General features: G+C 60.8%; 19 protein-coding genes and 1 pseudogene. 12 read left to right on the top strand and 8 right to left on the bottom strand.

Annotation, left to right across the window (positions count from 1 at the left end):
- Nucleotides 1–6: 6 nt before the first annotated feature.
- Complete coding sequence (locus ACR0AO_RS09135) at nucleotides 7–474, bottom strand: hypothetical protein (protein ID WP_480602738.1); 468 nt, start codon at nucleotides 472–474, stop codon at nucleotides 7–9.
- Nucleotides 475–986: 512 nt separating this feature from the next.
- Nucleotides 987–1,961 (bottom strand): GlxA family transcriptional regulator, encoded by a 975-nt coding sequence (locus tag ACR0AO_RS09130; RefSeq protein WP_480602735.1) that lies wholly within the window; start codon nucleotides 1,959–1,961, stop codon nucleotides 987–989.
- Between the two features lie 96 nt (nucleotides 1,962–2,057).
- Here ACR0AO_RS09130 and ACR0AO_RS09125 point away from each other — a divergent pair, with 96 nt between their 5' ends.
- From ACR0AO_RS09125 to ACR0AO_RS09115, 3 genes are read left to right on the top strand one after another with little or no spacing between them, the layout of a single operon-like run.
- Nucleotides 2,058–3,068 carry an extracellular solute-binding protein gene (locus tag ACR0AO_RS09125; RefSeq protein WP_480602733.1) on the top strand — a complete coding sequence of 337 codons (1,011 nt, stop codon included), beginning with the start codon at nucleotides 2,058–2,060 and terminating at the stop codon, nucleotides 3,066–3,068.
- Nucleotides 3,065–3,880 carry an MBL fold metallo-hydrolase gene (locus ACR0AO_RS09120; protein WP_480602730.1) on the top strand — a complete coding sequence of 272 codons (816 nt, stop codon included), beginning with the start codon at nucleotides 3,065–3,067 and terminating at the stop codon, nucleotides 3,878–3,880. Before ACR0AO_RS09125 ends, ACR0AO_RS09120 begins: the two co-directional genes overlap by 4 nt.
- Nucleotides 3,877–5,343 carry a sulfatase-like hydrolase/transferase gene (locus ACR0AO_RS09115; RefSeq protein WP_480602727.1) on the top strand — a complete coding sequence of 489 codons (1,467 nt, stop codon included), beginning with the start codon at nucleotides 3,877–3,879 and terminating at the stop codon, nucleotides 5,341–5,343. Before ACR0AO_RS09120 ends, ACR0AO_RS09115 begins: the two co-directional genes overlap by 4 nt.
- A 90-nt stretch (nucleotides 5,344–5,433) precedes the next feature.
- Here the strand turns inward: ACR0AO_RS09115 and ACR0AO_RS09110 are convergent, their stop codons facing one another.
- Nucleotides 5,434–5,574 (bottom strand): hypothetical protein, encoded by a 141-nt coding sequence (locus ACR0AO_RS09110; RefSeq protein ID WP_480602724.1) that lies wholly within the window; start codon nucleotides 5,572–5,574, stop codon nucleotides 5,434–5,436.
- Between the two features lie 382 nt (nucleotides 5,575–5,956).
- Here ACR0AO_RS09110 and ACR0AO_RS09105 point away from each other — a divergent pair.
- Both ACR0AO_RS09105 and ACR0AO_RS09100 read left to right on the top strand, forming a co-directional pair.
- A pseudogene (locus ACR0AO_RS09105) lies at nucleotides 5,957–6,835 on the top strand (tyrosine-type recombinase/integrase).
- Between the two features lie 12 nt (nucleotides 6,836–6,847).
- Entirely contained in the window at nucleotides 6,848–8,044 is a 1,197-nt protein-coding gene (locus ACR0AO_RS09100; protein WP_480602721.1) for an IS91 family transposase, read from the top strand.
- Nucleotides 8,045–8,617: 573 nt separating this feature from the next.
- Here ACR0AO_RS09100 and betI read toward each other — a convergent pair.
- A complete protein-coding gene (gene betI, locus ACR0AO_RS09095) occupies nucleotides 8,618–9,259 on the bottom strand; it encodes a transcriptional regulator BetI (RefSeq protein WP_480602719.1) in 642 nt (213 codons plus the stop codon).
- Nucleotides 9,260–9,368: 109 nt separating this feature from the next.
- On the opposite strand from betI, the gene choX reads away from it, so the two are divergent.
- The 7 genes from choX (at nucleotide 9,369) to ACR0AO_RS09060 (ending at nucleotide 14,423) form a co-directional block, all read left to right on the top strand.
- A complete protein-coding gene (gene choX, locus ACR0AO_RS09090) occupies nucleotides 9,369–10,295 on the top strand; it encodes a choline ABC transporter substrate-binding protein (protein WP_480602716.1) in 927 nt (308 codons plus the stop codon).
- A 5-nt stretch (nucleotides 10,296–10,300) separates the two neighbouring features.
- Complete coding sequence (locus ACR0AO_RS09085; protein WP_480602713.1) at nucleotides 10,301–11,233, top strand: alpha/beta fold hydrolase; 933 nt, start codon at nucleotides 10,301–10,303, stop codon at nucleotides 11,231–11,233.
- A complete protein-coding gene (gene choW / locus ACR0AO_RS09080; RefSeq protein ID WP_260018800.1) occupies nucleotides 11,220–12,053 on the top strand; it encodes a choline ABC transporter permease subunit in 834 nt (277 codons plus the stop codon). Before ACR0AO_RS09085 ends, choW begins: the two co-directional genes overlap by 14 nt.
- 1 nt (nucleotide 12,054) lies before the next feature.
- Nucleotides 12,055–13,086 (top strand): choline ABC transporter ATP-binding protein, encoded by a 1,032-nt coding sequence (choV, locus tag ACR0AO_RS09075; RefSeq protein ID WP_480602710.1) that lies wholly within the window; start codon nucleotides 12,055–12,057, stop codon nucleotides 13,084–13,086.
- A 155-nt stretch (nucleotides 13,087–13,241) separates the two neighbouring features.
- Nucleotides 13,242–13,676, top strand: coding sequence for a MarR family winged helix-turn-helix transcriptional regulator (locus tag ACR0AO_RS09070; RefSeq protein WP_480602708.1), 435 nt, complete (start codon nucleotides 13,242–13,244; stop codon nucleotides 13,674–13,676).
- Entirely contained in the window at nucleotides 13,669–14,043 is a 375-nt protein-coding gene (locus ACR0AO_RS09065; RefSeq protein WP_260018797.1) for a hypothetical protein, read from the top strand. The genes ACR0AO_RS09070 and ACR0AO_RS09065 overlap by 8 nt, the downstream gene beginning before the upstream one ends.
- A 59-nt stretch (nucleotides 14,044–14,102) precedes the next feature.
- Entirely contained in the window at nucleotides 14,103–14,423 is a 321-nt protein-coding gene (locus ACR0AO_RS09060) for a monooxygenase (protein ID WP_260018796.1), read from the top strand.
- 149 nt (nucleotides 14,424–14,572) lie between these two features.
- Here ACR0AO_RS09060 and ACR0AO_RS09055 read toward each other — a convergent pair whose 3' ends face one another.
- From ACR0AO_RS09055 to ACR0AO_RS09040, 4 genes are read right to left on the bottom strand one after another with little or no spacing between them, the layout of a single operon-like run.
- Complete coding sequence (locus ACR0AO_RS09055; RefSeq protein ID WP_480602705.1) at nucleotides 14,573–15,031, bottom strand: SgcJ/EcaC family oxidoreductase; 459 nt, start codon at nucleotides 15,029–15,031, stop codon at nucleotides 14,573–14,575.
- Nucleotides 15,018–15,593, bottom strand: a complete 576-nt coding sequence (locus tag ACR0AO_RS09050) for a hemerythrin domain-containing protein (RefSeq protein ID WP_260018794.1) — start codon at nucleotides 15,591–15,593, stop codon at nucleotides 15,018–15,020. The genes ACR0AO_RS09055 and ACR0AO_RS09050 overlap by 14 nt, the downstream gene beginning before the upstream one ends.
- A 2-nt stretch (nucleotides 15,594–15,595) precedes the next feature.
- Complete coding sequence (locus tag ACR0AO_RS09045) at nucleotides 15,596–16,210, bottom strand: glutathione S-transferase family protein (protein WP_260018793.1); 615 nt, start codon at nucleotides 16,208–16,210, stop codon at nucleotides 15,596–15,598.
- Between the two features lie 26 nt (nucleotides 16,211–16,236).
- The gene (locus tag ACR0AO_RS09040; RefSeq protein ID WP_260018792.1) at nucleotides 16,237–17,073 is read right to left on the bottom strand and encodes a hypothetical protein; all 837 of its coding nucleotides are present in this window, start codon (nucleotides 17,071–17,073) and stop codon (nucleotides 16,237–16,239) included.
- Nucleotides 17,074–17,077: the final 4 nt, after the last annotated feature.

Here is a 17,077-nt window from a genome sequence, read left to right as displayed (position 1 = left end):
CGCCGCTCAGGCAAATGGCTGCGTGAATCGCTCTCCATTGAACGTATGCGTGCAACAGCCGCAAGAGGGCACCATATCATCCACTGTCAAATCCGGATCAATCCGCGCCAAACGGTTGTCCTCATCCACGAACAACCCGCTGAAATAGGAGTTCTCACCCAATCTCACAAAGGTTTGCCGATCCTGTTCGTGCAGAGCGACCATCCAGAAAATGGGCTCTTCCCGATCAAGCCGCGCGATCGCTTCGCGATGAATATCGTCCCAATTTTCGCCGACCTTTGCCAAAAGGAACCGGAACAGGGGCGTGTAATCGAACCCGTGCCGGTGCGTTCCATGCATCGAGCCGTGCGACGCTTCGTTACGCTTGGCTTTCTTGGTGTTCCGCTCCCACTTCGCTTTGCCGCCCGCCTCGCCATGACGCACTCCAAGGGTTTGCGTGTTCACCTTGCGATAAAGAGGATGTTTTGACTTCATTGGGTTACCTGGCCCACGATGAACAGGAGGCTCTGATGCTGTAACCGCCCGCCGACGGCATCGGTGTGCCGAACATCAATGGCCGGTTTTCCCGCCGCAAAGCGGCGTCCGTGATCGCGCTACTGCAGCGATTTTCCTGCTGCGAGCGCGCTCAGCGAAAAAAGGCAATGACTGCCATGGGCTCCGACCGGGCGTTCGCCGCGCCAGGCGCGAATGACGATAGGCAGCCCGAAGCGGTCATAGACTTGGTGTGACGCGGCAAGGATGCTGCCGGTGCAAAATTTTCGGGCCATCTCACCGAAAGCGGCCACTCACCGAACCCAGCGAGCTACTGCCAATGCCGCGGACCGCTTCAGGGGGCGCGATGCGCAGGAAGCGCCCTTTGCAAAGTCTTGGGATCTGATGGCCGGCCGGCGACCCTACGCTGCATGAGCGATGGCAGGAACAGACCTTCGCCGCACGTGCAGCCGCTAACCATCATCGAACGAACGGGATGCGGACTTTTCTGCCATTCATTCTTTTTGCTCGAGTGGCTGCTTTTGGAGTGTCCGGTACTTCCCCGGCCTCATTCTAAAATGCGCATTGAAGGCTTCTGAGAAATGGGGGGTGCTTCGGTAGCCGCTTGCTTCCGCGATATCCGGCAAGCTTTTGGAGGAAGACTTCAGCAGGCTGGCGGCGTAGTTCAGCCGGATCCGGGCTGACAGCTCGCCTGGGGTGCAGTCGAACACAGCGCGGGTCAGCCGTGAAAGCGTCCGGCTGGAGATAGCGATTGCGGCGCAAATCTCGTCCAGGGGCCTTGGGGCTGAGAGGGTCTGCTCGACCAGCTGAATATAGCGGGCGAGCCGCGAGTCGAGATTTTCCAGCGAACCTTTTAGTCCAATGGATGCAGCAAAGGTTTCCGAACGCTCAGGTTTGAGCAGCACATGCCTGCGGACATTCTCGGCGATTGCAGGGTCGAAGGCCTGCGACAGCAGCTCAAGCATCAGGTCTGTCACCGCATCTCCGCCGACACAGGTTGCAATCCGCTGGTCGATCAAGAAGGGCCGGAATGTGAAACAGGTTTCGGCAAACGCAGTTTCCAGCGCCGGAAGCTGCGCCGGGTGTGCCGCAGCCCGCCTGCCCGCCAGCAATCCCGCCTGACCCAGGGCGAAGATACTGGTGCCAAGGCCAATAACCCAGCCGCCATGGCGGTGGCATTCCCGCAGACCGGCCAGCAGGGCCGCTTGGGCGCCTTCGGAACCCAGATCACGGGACGAACAGACGAACACATAATCGGCCCGTGAAATCACCGGCCAGCCGTGGTCAGCCAGGATCACCGCACCGCAGGAACTGCGCACCGGACCCGAGTTGGAGGCAGCGGTAGCCACCTCGACCTGTACGTTGCTGCCGGTGTCATTGGCCATGCGGATCAAGTCACGCGCGATTCCGTAGCCAAAAAGTGAAAACCCGGTGTGAACGGCAAAAACTGCGAGCTTCTTAGGAGGCATTGGCGGTATTCCATATCATTCTGGCAGGATACCGTACTATCGAAGCCTGCGGCCATGCAAATCTGCTGCCAGACGATGATTGGAGCGAGGGGAACCATGCTGAACATTCTGGGCTGGCAAGGGTATGATGCGGGGCTGGGCAAAGTGTTTGACAGCTTCACCAGCGACACCGGAATTGCGGTTACTTTCCGGGGCGTTCGCAATCAGGATGAGATGCACGCGTCGGCGCAAACCGAAGATTTCGATATCGCCTGCCCGACCACCGACAGGCTGGCCAGCTGGCTTGACAGCGGGCTGATCGCCCCGCTGGATGAGGACCGGTCCGGATACGGGCGGATTGATCCTGCCTTTCATGCCGATGCCCATACGATCATCCGGGGCCGGCGCTATGGCTCACCCAATCTCTGGGGCGGGGCCGGCATTGGGCATCATACCGGCAAGGCGCCGCTTGACGGGGCAGAGGCCAGCCTAATGACGTTGTTTGACCCCGCTTTCGCCGGGCGGCTGACCCTGCGCGAGGACACGGCCTTTGTCGCTGCCGGGCGGGCGCTCGAAAGTGCAGGCAAGCTGCCGTTCCCGTTTGACGATTCCTATGCGTTTGAGGAGCGGATGATTGCCAATTACGATGTCATCTGCGCCTTTCTTTGCGGGCATGGCGCCCATATCGCTCGCTTCTGGTTCAGCGAGGAAGAGGGCATTGATGCGTTCCGCGACGGCGGGTGCGTGATCGGCTACAGTTGGGACACGACAATGGCGGCCCTGACGCGCCGGGGGCTGCCCTTTGCCTTTGCCGCCCCGGCGGAGGGCGCAAACTGCTACCTGCAGAATTTTGTCCTGAGCGTCACTGCCGATCCCGGCCCCGCGCAGGATTGGATTTCCTGGGTCAACACGCCGCGCGGCGGCGCGCTTTATGCCTCGGCCTACGGGGCCAACCCGGCGGCCCATGGCGCAAGAGAGCTGCTGCCGCCGGAGGATCAGGCGTTCTTTGCTGCCAGTTATCCGGGCAGTGCCCTGGACAAGCTTTGGTGGCAGCCTGAGCAACCTTTGTGGTTTGTGAAAAACCGTGGCGATTACGCCCGGAAATTCCGCGCGGCCGTGGAAGGATGACAGGCTGGCCGGTGCATAAGGTTGAGGTTGGGGCGCTGCGTATCACGGTCCTGCCCCTGGGTGAAATCCATGACGATCTGCGCCGCTGGTTTCCGCCGGGTTCCCTGGCTGTTGCGTGCGGCGAAACACGGCTGCCGGTGAACTGCCTGCATGTCGGCGGGCCCGGCATTTCGGTTCTGATCGATGCCTGCGATCCCCGGTGCTATCCGGAAACCGGATCTGCAGGCGGCAGCATCGAACAGAGTTTAGAAAAGGCCGGAATTTCCCCGGGGGGTATCACCCATATCCTTTTGACACATGGGCATCACGACCATTTCTGCGGTGTGGCCGGCCCCGGTAATGAACCTGCCTTCCCCCGTGCGCGGCATATTTTATCCCCACTGGACTGGACCGGCACCACGCTGACACCCGAAGCGCAACTGGCCGATGGCGATGCCGCCGACCCTGCGCCTCTTGAAATGCTGTACCGGCGCGGATTGCTGGACCTGGGTGAAAGCGCCGTACCCCTGCCGGAGGAAATCAGCCTGCTCGACGCCCCGGGTGAAACCGCGGGCCATCGCGTGGTGCGTGTTTCCTCGGATGGCGAGGTCCTGTATTTTCTGGCCGATTTGTTTCATGTGCGGTCCGAGATTGACGACCCCGCCCTGTGCCCCGTCTGGGCGGATGCGGCCGCGTTGAAGGCAAGCCGTCGCCGGATCCTATCCACCATGCGCCGCGAAAACGCGCGCTTTTTGTGCAGCCACATTTCGGGCGTTCTGTCCCCGGACCTCTTTCGCAATTTCTCAACCAGCTCAGGCGAGGCATCCGCATGACCAAGGCAAGTCAACCAAACATCCTGCTGATCATGGCCGATCAGATGACGCCCTTCATGCTTGAGGCCTGCGGCGGCACCGGCGCGAGAACCGCAAACATGACCGCGCTGGCCCGGCGTTCGGCCAATTTCACCAATGCCTATACGCCCAGCCCGATCTGCGTGCCCGCGCGGTCCTGTTTCATGACTGGGCTCTATACCTCGACCACCGGCTGCTATGACAATGGCGACCCCTATCACAGTTTCATCCCGACCTTTGCGCATTATCTGGCCAATGCCGGGTATGAGACGGTTTTATCGGGCAAGATGCATTTCATCGGTGCCGACCAGCTGCACGGGTTTCAGCGCCGCCTGAATACGGATGTCTACCCGTCGGGGTTCATCTGGTCCTACCCGCTGCCGCCGGAAGATGCCCCGGACTTCAAGGCCTTTGACTTCACTCCGCAATATCTGGCGGAAAACATCGGGCCGGGCTGGTCCAAGGAGCTGCAATATGATGAAGAGACTCATTTCAAGTCGCTGGAGTTTCTGCGTAACGCTCCGGGCAATCCCTGGCTGCTGACAGTCTCTTTCACCAACCCCCATCCGCCCTACAAGGTCCCCAAGAAGTATTGGGAGATGTACAAGGACGCAGATATCCCGCTGCCTGACTATCCCGATGATATGGATGCCAGGTATTCCGACTATGATCTCGCATTGCGCCGCTGGCACGGGCTGCATATCCGGGGCGATGAAATCCGCGACCCGGCAAACCTGATTGCGATGCGCCGCGGCTTTGCCGCCTTGGCGCATTATGTGGACGACAAGATCGGCGAGCTTCTGGAGGTTCTGGAAGACAACGGCCTGCGTAACGACACGATTGTCATCGTCACGTCGGATCACGGCGAAATGCTGGGCGAAAAAGGCATGATCCAGAAAAGGGGCCTTTATGAATGGTCTGCCCGGATCCCGATGTTCATAGACATTCCGGGGGCTGAGCCCCGGCAAATCGGCACACCGGTTTCCTTGCTGGATCTGCCCGCAACCCTGATTGATATCGCCGGGCAGGAACCGGTGCGGAGGCTGGAAGGCCGATCCCTGCTGCCTGCCATTCACGGGGCCGGTCTTGATATCATTCCGGTGATTTCTGAATACCACGGCGAAGGGATCATGCGCCCCAGCTTTATGGTGCGGCTGGGCGACTGGAAGTATCATTACTGCCACGGCTCAGCGCCGCAGCTATACAACCTGGCGCAAGATCCCGGGGAATGGAACAACCTTGCGGGCGATCCCGGTTATACCGAAATCGAAGCCAGGCTGAACCGCGAAATCACCGGCGGCTATTTCGATCTGGAGAAAATCAAATCCGACGTCTGGGACCGGCTTGCCATGAAACAGGTGGTCAATGACGCAATGAAGGCAAATGGTACGGCCTGGGATTACTCAGCGGCTCAGGACGCGGCGTCCCAATACGTCCGCACCTGAGACACGGGGCAACCGGCTTTCGCGGTCGAAATCCGCAGCAAAATCGCGATGCAGCCATTCGACCTGATTGCAGCACCAGCAGATATGGGCTCACTGCCGACTTGCGGCGATGCAGCGGCAGGGTTGCAGCAAAACTTCACCAGGACGCTTCTCCCAGACGACGCCAGGCAGCCCGAAGCGGTCACAGACAAGTGGTGCCGCACCGAAGATGCTGCTGGTGCGAAATTCCATGGTCACTTTCCCGGAAGCGGACCCTCGGCAGGGCCAAGCTGCTTCACGAACTGCTGCGGGTTGAACCGGGGGCAGCGGAGCGCAGACAGCGACCTCTGCAAAGTCGAGGTTCCTCGGGCAGGGCAACAGGCATGACACGGCCCAAAGCAGCCCTTGATCGGGGGTCCCGTAGCTCCAGCGCAGCTTCCCCAGAGCGGCCATTCGCAATCAGGTGCAGCATTTCAAACCAACCAATGCCTCCGTGGCGGGACGGGGACGAAGCCGCTACCGCGGCAGGGGCGCTCGGTGATACCGTTGCGGGATGATCTGACGACTGAGATTTTGGGAATGGGCGTGTCTGTCTGACGATTGGGGTCTCTCAATCAACAGACAGGAGGGTCCCATGGCGGACACAAAGACCACACCGCTTCGAGAGCGGATGATCGAAGATATGCGGATCAAAGGGCTCGGGGAGAGTTCGCAGAAAGCGCATATCAGGGCCGTTCGATATTTTGCCGAGTTTCTTGGCCGATCGCCGGATACTGCAACGCCCGAAGACCTGCGCGCTTACCAGCTGCATATGGTGAACACGAATGTCACCCCTTCGACCTACAATGTGCGGCTTGTCGGGCTGCGGTTCTTTTTTGAAACGACATGCCAGCGCCCGGAGATGAAGCAATGCCTGCACTACCGCACGGAGCCAAGGAAGCTACCGGTCGTGTTCAGCGCCGAATAGGTGTTCGAGCTGCTGAAGGTCGCGCCCGGCCCGGGGCTGAAGTACCGCGCTGCACTCAGCATTTCCTATGGCACCGGGCTCCGGGCGTCGGAGGTCTGCAATCTCAAGGTCACCGATATCGACAGCGACCGGATGCTGATCCATGTCGAGAAAGGCAAGGGCGGCAAGGATCGCAAGGTAATGCTGTCGCCAGGCCTTTTGGCGCTTCTGCGCGACTATTGGCGCGAGGCGCGGCCGGATGGCTGGCTCTTTCCAGGCAAGCCCCGGATCAATCCGCTCTCACCCCGCCAATTGCACCGTGCCTTCAGCGCAGCCAAGCATCTGGCTGGGATCAAGAAGCCGAGGAGCACGCTGCACAGTTTGCGCCACAGCTTCGCAACCCACCTGCTAGAAGCCGGAACAGATGTGCGGGTCATTCAAGTTCTGCTTGGGCACGCCAAGCTGAGCACGACGGCGCAATACACCCATGTCGCGACCAAGCTGATCCGCGACACCGACAGCCCCTACGAGTTGCTGGTGCAGCTCCGGGACCGAAGGTCGGAGTGACGCGCGCGGGCAGTGCCGCGCCCGAAGCTGGAGGTTGCTGACATCTTTCGAACCCACGGTCCTGCCTATCGGCGGGCCAATGCCGGGCATCTGAACCTGGCGCAGTTGAAGGCCATGTCAGCGATTGAAGCCTGCCGAACGGGGGCGCTCGGCGGGCATGTGGCGGCCTGCACCAAGTGCAACCACCAGCATATTGCGTATAACAGCTGCAAGAACCGGCATTGTCCGAAGTGTCAGGCACCAGCGGCGCGAGACTGGATGGCAGCACGCGCCGAGGACCTTCTACCCGTGGAGTACTTCCACGTGGTCTTCACACTACCGGCCGAGATTGCGCGGATTGCTCTCTGGAACAAGCGGGCGCTCTATAGCCTGCTGTTCAAAGCGTCCGCTCAAACGGTCATGACAATCGCCGCCGATCCCAAGCGCCTCGGCGCCCGTGTCGGCTTGACCAGCGTGCTGCACACCTGGGGCTCGGCTCTGACCCATCATCCCCACATCCACATGATCGTCCCGGGTGGCGGCCTGTCGCCCGACGGCACCCGGTGGGTCGCGTGCAAGCCCGGATTCTTTCTGCATGTACGCGTGCTGTCGCGGCTGTTCCGGCGGTTGTTTCTGGACGGGCTGATGGCGCTGCACGGTGCCGGGCACTTGAGACTCTTCGGAGATCTTGTGGAATTGGCAGACGCACCCGCCTTCGCTGAATGGTCGGCCCCGCTGCGCAAGATCGACTGGGTTGTTTATGCCAAACCGCCCTTCGGTGGTCCGGAGGCGGTGCTTGCCTATTTGAGCCGGTACACACACCGCGTGGCGATCTCAAACCATCGCCTGGTCAGCGCTGACGCCGACACCGTAGCGTTCCGCTGGAAGGATTACCGGATCAAGCGCGGGGACCGGATGAAGGTGATGCGACTTGCAACCGGCGAGTTCATCCGCCGCTTTCTGATTCATGTCCTCCCCGACCGGTTCCACCGCATCCGACACTATGGCTTCCTCGCGGGCAGTAGTCGCAAAGAGAAAGTCGCCCGGGTCCGCGCGGTTCTCGGAACGGCGGGCTCTGGCGAACCGGACCAGCCAGAAGACGACCTCAAAGAACCCCTGACCCTGCGCGAACCATGCCCCGATTGCGGCGGACCCATGCGCATCATCGAAACCTTCCGGCGCGGCGAGGTTCCGCGATCCCGGGCACCACCAAGATTGCAGGCCGCATGATGAAAAGCCCGTCTCACAACCACTCTGAGATCAGAAACTTCCCATGCTGGTCAACGGTGCGCTTTGGCCTACGCTCGTGCTCGCACCTCAAGACGATGAAAACCGCCCCGGCAAGACCCGCGAAGTTTCCAGACACTGCCCCAAAGGCCGTGCCGCCAATCGCCCAAGCTCAGCAAACCCCGCGAAAATTCCACCAATATCCATGGCGGATGCCTGCGCTTTCCCCATAGCGCAGCACACACATCCCGCGGCTTCCACCTTGTCAGATTTGTCAACGCGGGCCACCCCGCCAAGCCCAACCTAACCAACTGGCCCGCATCGAAAAATCTTGGACGTAGCTGACTTTCGCTGCAAGTGCAGCTGGTGCAGCCCTTAGTGCCGGGTTTGCTGCAGGTTTTTTGGACGCCAGAAGAAGACTCATCTCAGCGCACGCACAGGCCGACCAAATCTTGCGCGGTGCGTCCTGATGCTCCCTACCGAGGGGACCGGCGCCCAACTTCTCCGTGCAAGCTGACCGCGTGGCGGCTCCCGCTCCAAAGATCCCAAACGGAAGTGTTTTGTCAGTAAGCGGGTTCAGCCCGGGTTCAGGATCGACTGAATCTCATCTATACGGGCCTTGGCAGCCAATCTTTCGGGGCAGTTGGGGAAAAGGGACACCATAAGCAGTTCCATTTGCTGGAGTGCGGTGTCCCGGCCGATGCCGCCTTCATGCAGCCCGCACCGCAGCCACAGCCCGTCGATCATGACCGAAATCGCCAAGGCGACCTCCTCCGCCCTTTCCCGCTCTGCCAGCTGTTCCAGCGCATGCATCAGGTTTGAGCGCATCCGCTGGTGAATGGCGGTCTGTATCCTCTGGTAGCTTGGATTGTACGGGATTTCCGCGAGCAGGGAGAGCCAGGCGTGCGCAATCTTGGGAGTAAAAAACTGGCGCGAGAAATTGGCTTCGATCACTGAATAGACCCTCTCCCACGGCGTGTTTGAGCGAATCAAGAGCGCGCTGACTTCGCGGGCCAGGTCCGCGTTGCCGTAACGCAGGGCCATTTCCAGCAGCCGGGCCTTGTTTCCGAAATAGTGCAGGACGTTGGTCTTGGAGACGCCTGCGCGTTTGGCGACCTTCTCCACGGTGGTTCCGGAAAGCCCTTCTTCACTAAGGGTTTCGAAGGCCGCCTTGGAATATTCCTCGGTCCTTAGCCGCCACAGTTTGTTCCGCTTCATCCGTCTCTCCCAGAGCTGACCGGAGTAAATATTTCGTTGACTCGAGTGTCAATGTGTACCTTTCAGACTAATTATAGACCAATGAGTCTACATAATCTGGGAGGAAAAAATGAAGGCATTCTCGATTTCAGCTGCCCTTGGCATTTCGCTTCTGGGGGCGGGTTTGGCCGAAGCATCCTGCGAGAAAGTCCGGATGGCGGAGCCGGGCTGGACGGACCTGGCGCTCACTTCAGGTGTGGCATCCGTGCTGCTGAAGGGGCTGGGGTATGAGGCGGAAACAAAGGTGCTCGGCACCACGGTCACCTATGAGGCGATGGTCAACGGCGATCTGGATCTGTTCCTGGGATACTGGGACCCTGCCATGGCAACCTATTTCGCGCCCTATATCGAGGGCGATGCCATCGAGACGGTGAACCAGAACCTGGAAGGGGCGAAGTACACCTTTGCCGTGCCGAAGTACGTGTATGACGCGGGCGTCACCAGCTTTGCCGACTTGGCCGCCCACTCAGAAAAGTTCGGCAGCCGCTTCTACGGCATCGAACCCGGCTCAAACACGCAGATGATGGATATCATCGACACGAATGCCTTCGGGCTGGGCGGCTGGAACGTCGTTGAAAGCTCGGAGCAGGGCATGCTGGCGCAGGTGCGCAGGGCCGTATCGCGGGAGGATTGGGTTGTGTTCCTCGGGTGGGCCCCGCATCCGATGAACGTGGAATTCGACATCGAGTACCTGAGCGGCGGCGACGACTATTTCGGTCCGGACTTCGGGGCCGCGACAGTACATACCCAGACCCGCGCGGGCTATACCGAGGAATGCCCGAACATCGGGCGCCTGATCGCCCAGCTGGACTTTACCGTGCCGATGGAAAGCGAGGGCATGGGGTACATCATCAACGATGGCGAAGATCCCGAAGAGGCTGCGATGCGGCTGATCAAACACCACCCGGGCATGCTGGACGGTTGGCTGGACGGAGTGTCCACCCTTGCAGGCGGCCCGGGACTGCCCGCAGTCCGCGCCTATGCCGGGCTGGAATGACCATCATGGAGTGGCTCATTCCTCACACCGCCAAGGCAAATGGCCAGCCGGTGCCGCTCGGCTACTGGGAGGCCGGTGATCCGGCTGCCCATCCCGTTGTCCTCTTGGTCGGGCTAGGCATGCAGGCGATCGAGTGGCCCGCGGATTTTACCCGGCAGCTGTCGGAAACCCGCCGGGTCATCTGCATTGACAACCGCGATGCTGGAAAGTCGCCGCGCTGCGGTGAAGACAGCGAGCCGCTTGCTGCCGGGATCTGGATGCAGGGCGATACCGCGGCCGCCCAGGATTTGGCCCCGTATTCCCTTTTTGACATGCGGGATGATGTCCTGGCGCTGCTGGACCGCCTGCAGGTCGGCACCTTCGACATCATCGGGTTCTCCATGGGCGGCATGATCAGCCAGCTGGTTGCTGCCGCCGCGGGCCCGCGGGCCGGGCGCTTTGTGCAGCTGGCCAGCAACGACGGAACCGCCGAAGTCGATGGCGACGCGGATTCCAAGTGCCGGATGGCGCGTCTGTTCACCCGGCCTTCGGATCCGGAACTGATCCGGACATACCTGCTGGAAGACGCTTTGGCCTATGGCGCGGGCCGCCTCACCGACACGCCGGAGCTTCGGAGCGAAGTCAACGCTGCTTTCTCCGCGGGGTATTCTTGCGGCGGCGCAGCCCGCCACGCACTTGCGGTTCTGACCACACCGGACCGGCGGCCGCTGCTCAAGTTAATCCAAAGCCGGACATTGGTTCTGCACGGCGACCGCGACAGCTGCATTTCCCCGCAACGTGGCGAGGCAGCGGCCGCGCTGATCCCTGATGCGCGCTTCGAGCTGCTGCCGGGCGTCGGGCATGTTCTGGATCCCATGATGTGCGATGCCGCTCTCAACTGGCTGGAGCCGGCTGCAGGCACAAGGACAAGAATTGGAGAAAGCCATGGAGTGGCTTGAAACACATAAGATCCCGGTCGGCCATTGGGCAAAGCTGATGGTCGACTGGCTGACCGGCAACATGGCCTGGTTCTTTGACGGGCTGTCAGAGGTGATCGGAGCCATCGTCGCAGGCACCCTGTGGCTGCTGCAGATGCCGCATCCGCTGGTGCTGGTCGGCCTGGTTTCAGGGCTGGCCTGGTATTTGCACCGCTCTCTGGCCTTGACCGCCTTTGCAGTGCTGGGCCTCCTGCTGATCATCAACCAGGGCTACTGGACTGAGACGACCGAGACCCTGTCTCTTGTACTTGCGGCAACCGCAATGTCGATGACGGTCGGGGTTCCCATCGGGGTGCTGGCCGCCGGGCGGCCCTGGCTCTACCGGGTTTTGCAGCCGCTTCTGGACCTGATGCAGACGATCCCTACGTTTGTCTACCTGATCCCAGCGCTGGTGCTGTTCGGCCTTGGCGCGGTTCCGGCCCTGATCGCAACCGTCGTGTTTGCGGTTCCGGCGCCGATCCGGCTGACCTATCTCGGGATCTCCTCGACGCCGCCTGCACTGGTGGAAACGGCGGATGCCTTTGGCGCCACCCCGGCGATGGTGCTGTGGAAGGTGAAGCTGCCCTGGGCCATGCCTCAAATTCTGGCCGGGTTGACGCAGACCATCATGCTGTCGCTGTCGATGGTCGTTATTGCCGCGCTTGTCGGCGCAAGCGGGCTTGGTGTCCCCACCCTGCGCGCGCTCAACCAGGTCAATGTCGGCAAGGGTTTCGAAGTCGGTATTGCCATTGTCATCATCGCGATCCTACTGGACCGCCTGCTGAAAGCCGGAAGGAGCTGATATGGCACAGCCAGTCATCAAATTCGAAAACGCCAGCATTGTGTTCGGCGACAATCCGAAATCCGCCCTGCCGCTGATGGACGCAGGCCTGAGCCGGGAAGAAGTCAGGGCCGAAACCGGACAGATCCTGGGGGTCCACAACTGTTCACTCGACGTGCAGGAAGGCGAGATTGTGGTGCTGATGGGCCTGTCCGGCTCCGGCAAATCAACCCTCCTGAGGGCATCCAACAGGCTCAACCCGCTGGCTGCCGGCTCTGTGCATCTGCGCAGCAAAGGCGGGCTTGTGGATCTTGCCGCCGCCTCTGCCGCAGAATTGCGGAGCCTCCGCCGCCATGACGTGTCGATGGTATTTCAGCAGTTTGGCCTGCTACCCTGGCGCAGCGTGCTGGAAAACGCGGCCTTCGGGTTAGAGGCTGCCGGTGTGCCACGGGAGGAGCGGCTTCAGCGGGCAATGCGGCAGCTAGAGAAGGTGCATCTTGGGCAATGGGCCAACACCAATGTCTCTGAGCTTTCGGGCGGCATGCAGCAGCGGGTGGGCCTGGCCCGCGCCTTTGCCACCGACGCGCCGCTGCTGCTGATGGATGAGCCGTTCTCGGCGCTGGACCCGCTGATCCGCAACGAACTGCAGGACGAACTGCTGGAGCTTCAAGCGGACCTGAAGAAGACGATCCTTTTCGTCAGCCACGATCTGGACGAGGCGATCAAACTTGGCAACCGGATTGCGATCATGGAAGGCGGCCGCATCGTGCAGCTGGGCACGCCGCAGGAGATCGTGCTGAAGCCGGCTACGGACTATGTGCGGAACTTCGTGTCACACATGAATCCGATGAATGTGCTTCATGCAGCCGAAATCATGAAGCCGGTCAACGGTACCGTCCCCTCCGGCGCGCGGGTGCGCGATGCCGGCACGACGGTAAAGGACCTGATGCGGGCGCAGCTGAACGACGGCGGAGAGTACTTCGTGTCCAATGGCCGCGACATCATTGGCAGGCTGGATCATTCCGATATCTTCAAGGCACTGCTGCGCGAATAGCGCAGCAGGTTTTCCCGGCGCAGAACCAGCTTATTGCTTAGAAAAAACAACGGAGTGGCGACCCGCTCCCATTTTCCTTAAAGGCGCAGCTTGAAGTATCCCTACATAGGGGTAAATACCAAAGCATGAAACGAATCACACATGACCGCGAAAACATGGCCCTGGTTCTGGCCCTCCTGCGCAGTGCCCAGCAGTTCCATCGGGCGATCGGCCCGGCGTTCCGGGCCGCAGGACTGACCGCGTCACAATGGGACGTGCTGGAAACCCTCAGCAACAAGGGCCCGATGACGGTGAATGCGCTGCTGGAACGGGCGCTGGGAACTTCCGGCAACCTCGATGTGGTGATCAAGAACCTGATCCGCTCCGGGCTTGTTAAAAAATCGGTCAGCGATACGGACCGGCGCAGCCGCGTCCTGTCCCTGACAACCGAAGGCAGGGCAAAGGTCGAAACCTTCCTGCCCGCCCACAACGCCGCGCTGGCGGAGATCTTTGAAGGCCTGCCCGCCGACGGCAAGCGCCAGACCATTCGGATGCTGAACCGGCTCCGCCGCAGCATGCGCCACACCCGAAAGGATCATACCGATGAGTAACCGCAGCTTCCTGACAGCGCACAGCGTGATCTACGCTTTCTTCGCGCTGGCGCTGTTCTTTGCACCCGGCCTGTTGTGGCCGAACTACGGCGTCGAGCTGAACGACCGCTACGCCTGGTTCCTGTCGCAGCACAACAGCATCTTTCTCGGCGGCATCGCCGTCATCAGCTTCCTGTTCCGTGACGCGCCCTCCGGCAGCGGCGAGAGCCGCAAGGTCCTGACCGGCCTGATGTGGACCAACCTGCTGGGCCTCGCTGTCACCTTTTACGCCGGTGCGGCAGGTATTTTCACCGGCTTTGGCTGGTCGGACCCGGCCTTCTTCGCCCTGCTCTCAGCTCTCTGCTTCCTGCAGCTCCGCAAGGGCTGAGCCCGCCCCAATGCAATCGCAACCACACGTTTCTTGCAACTCCTCAAAAGGACCCGCGCATGAGCACTCAGAAAATCTGGGACATCCACCTCACCTATGATGGCCCCGTCACCGAAGAATTCCTCCAAGGCGCCAAACAGCTTGCCGAGAGCATTGCCCAGGAACCGGGCGTTGTCTGGAAAATCTGGACCCATGAGGCCGGCACCAATCACTTTGGCTCCACCTATCTGTTCAAAAGCCTTGAGCATCTGGAGGCCTACAAGGCCATGCACATTCCCCGCCTGAACGCGATCGGCATCGAGGTCGTCAGCGACCACGTGTTCGACGTGATGGAAGAACTCAGCCAGATCAACCGCGCGCCAGTTGGGACAAGTTCGTAGACCGGCCCGCTGGTCCTGAGTGCCTCTCCTGACCGCAACAGGAGAGGCCTTCCAAATCCGGGTTCATTCTACAATTTCTTCCCGCCTGCGCCTCAATTGCGGCAAATAAACCTTGGTTCCAGGGCTAGAACGAACAAGTGGGGTAGCCGCTATTCGCCATCCCGGTAGTTTACAGCAAATGCCGACCCGTCCTTGGCAGCAATGGTCTCCATGCCCGGTATGACGTCGGTGTTGTGCGCAGCCAGGACGGTCCAGCCATTGGCCAGACGCTGTGCAAAGAACACCATTATTGCAAACCGGTCCTCAAGGGTTTCACCTGCCTTGCCAATCTGCCCTGCTAGCTTCCAGCGGGTGTGAATGATCGCGGTGTCGCCGCCAACCCGCCGGACCTTGATACCCCGGGCAGTAATCTCCGAGTGCCGGAAAAACGTACTGAGCCCGTAGGCGTGCGCTTTTTCAATGTCGACGCGGTTGTGCCACCACAGGCCCACCACGTTGACGAAATCAGCGTCCTCAGCAAAGAGAGCAGCCAGGGCGCGAGCGTCCCTGGCATTCCAGGCCTCGGCAAAAAGCCGGGGGATGTCATCCGGTGTTTCAGGCATAGGCATGCAGCACCGCCGGGATCAGGATATCTTCCTCGTCATAGGTATGCCGGTTCAGGATCTTGTTCAGAACTTTCGCCTGCTCCAGCGCCTTGCCGATTTGTGATTTTGAGGTTTCCCCGCCGCGCAGCAGGGCAAAAACCTGCTCCGACTGGTCCAGTGCCTGATCAAGGATCTGGTGGTCGTTTTCCAGAAGGTCAATGGCCGAAGCCAGCTGCGGGAAGCGCCCCAGGAACCCGGGCAGCACATTGCTGTCCTCGAAGCTGTGATGGCCGTGAACATGCGAGACCAGATCAAGCCCCAGGCGGTTCATGCCGGTCAGGCCCATCAACTCCTGCGCGCTGCCCTCCGGCTCCCCCAATACGACTTCCAGCCCGCCGATCAGTCGGGCACTGGCCTCAGAGATCGAGGCGTGAAGGCGTTGAAGATGCGCGGGCCAACCAAGAAACCGGGGGTCATCGTCCCATGCCGAACGGTCCGCTGGAAACAGGCCTTGCAGCAGGTCCGGGCCAATCCGGCCGCGCGAGGCAATGTGGTAATCGGGGGCGTTGTAGTCGTAGTTGTGCATTGTCAGCTCAATCCCTGCGCCTTCATCGCCGCCTGCACGCCGCGGTCTTCCAGCATGGTTTCCATGAAGCGTTTCACCGGCGGGTAGTCCTGCCAGGGTTTCGGCGTGTGTGCCGTCCAGCGCACCATCGCAAAGGCGTAGGGGTCGGCAATCGTGCGCTTGCTGCCTGCAACATGCGGGCCACCGTCCAGAAGTGTGCCGAGATGGCTCATTACCCGATCAATCCTGGCGAATGCCGCTTGCCGCACTTCATCCTGCGCACCCGTGGAACCGTTAACCGTGTACCGGTCCGGCACAAAGAAGGGCCAGAACGCGGGATGGAAATCGCCTGTCAGAAAAGCCAGCGCCTCATCCAGTCCGAATTGGCTGAGCGGATCTTTGGCGACGCCCAGGCCGGCTTCCGGGTATTTGGCCTCGATATACTTCAGGATCGCATCTGCCTGCGTCATGATACGGAATCCATCATCCTTAAGCGCTGGGACCATGCCCAGAGGATTGATCTTGAGGTATTCCTCGGACCCGAGTTCAACCCGCTCTGCTTCGTAAGGCTTGCCCGTCCATTCCAGGGCGATATGCGGAGCCAAGGCACAGGTGCCGGGTGCGTAGTAGAGTTTCATGACCGGTGTCCTTTCCATATAGCTTTTCAGTTGCTGCGCGGCTTGAAGGTGAGGCTTTCTGTCTTTTGTCCCGGCTGGCTGTAACCATCGCTGTCCAGCGGCCGGTCGAACAAGCCAGTCAGCCTGTTTCCAGCGATGTCTTCCAGGGTGGTGTCCACCTCAATCCGGTAGTTGGAGCTTGCCCAAGGGGCGCGGGGTGTGAAGATCCACTCCTGCTCATCCGGCCCAAAGCGCAGCGAGCCGCCGAGCCTTGCACCGGCTTCATCGGTCACCCGCACCCTGTAGGCCAGGGAGACGTGATCCATCGGGCCATTCAGTGTTACCAGAAGCGGTTCAGTAGAGTCCGCCATCGGCGCCTGCACCTGCCACTTCACCAAATCAGGCGCCTCGAAATCTGCTTCGGCGGCAACGAAGGTCTTCCCATAGCTGCGCGTTAACGTGCAGCCACTCCTGGTTTCCGCGCTGCTCCTGATTTGCAGTGTATAAGCCTTCCCCGGCTCCAGCGCCCGGCCCAGCGTATTGTGCGCTACCAGCCCGGTCTTCACCCGGCCTGGATCAAACAGCACCGTCAGCCTTCTGTCATCCGGCGACCAGAGATCGAATTTGTTCTCGATGAAGGCCCCCGGAACCACCTTGCCGTTTCCATCAAGCAGCACGACGGAGTCCCATATGCCCTCCCGTGCCATCGGTTCGGAGAAGTAGACATAGAAGCGCAGCAGGTTTTCGGGGAGCACATCAGCACTTGGGTAGACTTGGGTTACCTGGGCAGGACCTGACACGCTTTCCTCGCAGGCCTGTGCCGCTGAACTGGCCGCAAGAAGCGCGGCCAGCCAGAGGGATGCAGCTTTCAGATTGCGGAGCATCTGC

It is taken from the genome of Ruegeria sp. AF8, from assembly GCF_056541825.1.
The sequence above is the reverse complement of the archived record's forward strand: the minus strand, read 5'-3'. Positions and strand labels throughout refer to the sequence as shown.

Excerpts from the sequence above, each read along its gene's own strand:
- ACR0AO_RS09135 (WP_480602738.1), bottom strand. The coding sequence starts at position 474 with ATGAAGTCAAAACATCCTCTTTATCGCAAGGTGAACACGCAAACCCTT.
- ACR0AO_RS09130 (WP_480602735.1), bottom strand. The coding sequence starts at position 1,961 with ATGCCTCCTAAGAAGCTCGCAGTTTTTGCCGTTCACACCGGGTTTTCA.
- ACR0AO_RS09125 (WP_480602733.1), top strand. The coding sequence starts at position 2,058 with ATGCTGAACATTCTGGGCTGGCAAGGGTATGATGCGGGGCTGGGCAAA.
- ACR0AO_RS09120 (WP_480602730.1), top strand. The coding sequence starts at position 3,065 with ATGACAGGCTGGCCGGTGCATAAGGTTGAGGTTGGGGCGCTGCGTATC.
- ACR0AO_RS09115 (WP_480602727.1), top strand. The coding sequence starts at position 3,877 with ATGACCAAGGCAAGTCAACCAAACATCCTGCTGATCATGGCCGATCAG.
- ACR0AO_RS09110 (WP_480602724.1), bottom strand. The coding sequence starts at position 5,574 with ATGGAATTTCGCACCAGCAGCATCTTCGGTGCGGCACCACTTGTCTGT.
- betI (WP_480602719.1), bottom strand. The coding sequence starts at position 9,259 with ATGAAGCGGAACAAACTGTGGCGGCTAAGGACCGAGGAATATTCCAAG.
- choX (WP_480602716.1), top strand. The coding sequence starts at position 9,369 with ATGAAGGCATTCTCGATTTCAGCTGCCCTTGGCATTTCGCTTCTGGGG.
- ACR0AO_RS09085 (WP_480602713.1), top strand. The coding sequence starts at position 10,301 with ATGGAGTGGCTCATTCCTCACACCGCCAAGGCAAATGGCCAGCCGGTG.
- choW (WP_260018800.1), top strand. The coding sequence starts at position 11,220 with ATGGAGTGGCTTGAAACACATAAGATCCCGGTCGGCCATTGGGCAAAG.
- choV (WP_480602710.1), top strand. The coding sequence starts at position 12,055 with ATGGCACAGCCAGTCATCAAATTCGAAAACGCCAGCATTGTGTTCGGC.
- ACR0AO_RS09070 (WP_480602708.1), top strand. The coding sequence starts at position 13,242 with ATGGCCCTGGTTCTGGCCCTCCTGCGCAGTGCCCAGCAGTTCCATCGG.
- ACR0AO_RS09065 (WP_260018797.1), top strand. The coding sequence starts at position 13,669 with ATGAGTAACCGCAGCTTCCTGACAGCGCACAGCGTGATCTACGCTTTC.
- ACR0AO_RS09060 (WP_260018796.1), top strand. The coding sequence starts at position 14,103 with ATGAGCACTCAGAAAATCTGGGACATCCACCTCACCTATGATGGCCCC.
- ACR0AO_RS09055 (WP_480602705.1), bottom strand. The coding sequence starts at position 15,031 with ATGCCTATGCCTGAAACACCGGATGACATCCCCCGGCTTTTTGCCGAG.
- ACR0AO_RS09050 (WP_260018794.1), bottom strand. The coding sequence starts at position 15,593 with ATGCACAACTACGACTACAACGCCCCCGATTACCACATTGCCTCGCGC.
- ACR0AO_RS09045 (WP_260018793.1), bottom strand. The coding sequence starts at position 16,210 with ATGAAACTCTACTACGCACCCGGCACCTGTGCCTTGGCTCCGCATATC.
- ACR0AO_RS09040 (WP_260018792.1), bottom strand. The coding sequence starts at position 17,073 with ATGCTCCGCAATCTGAAAGCTGCATCCCTCTGGCTGGCCGCGCTTCTT.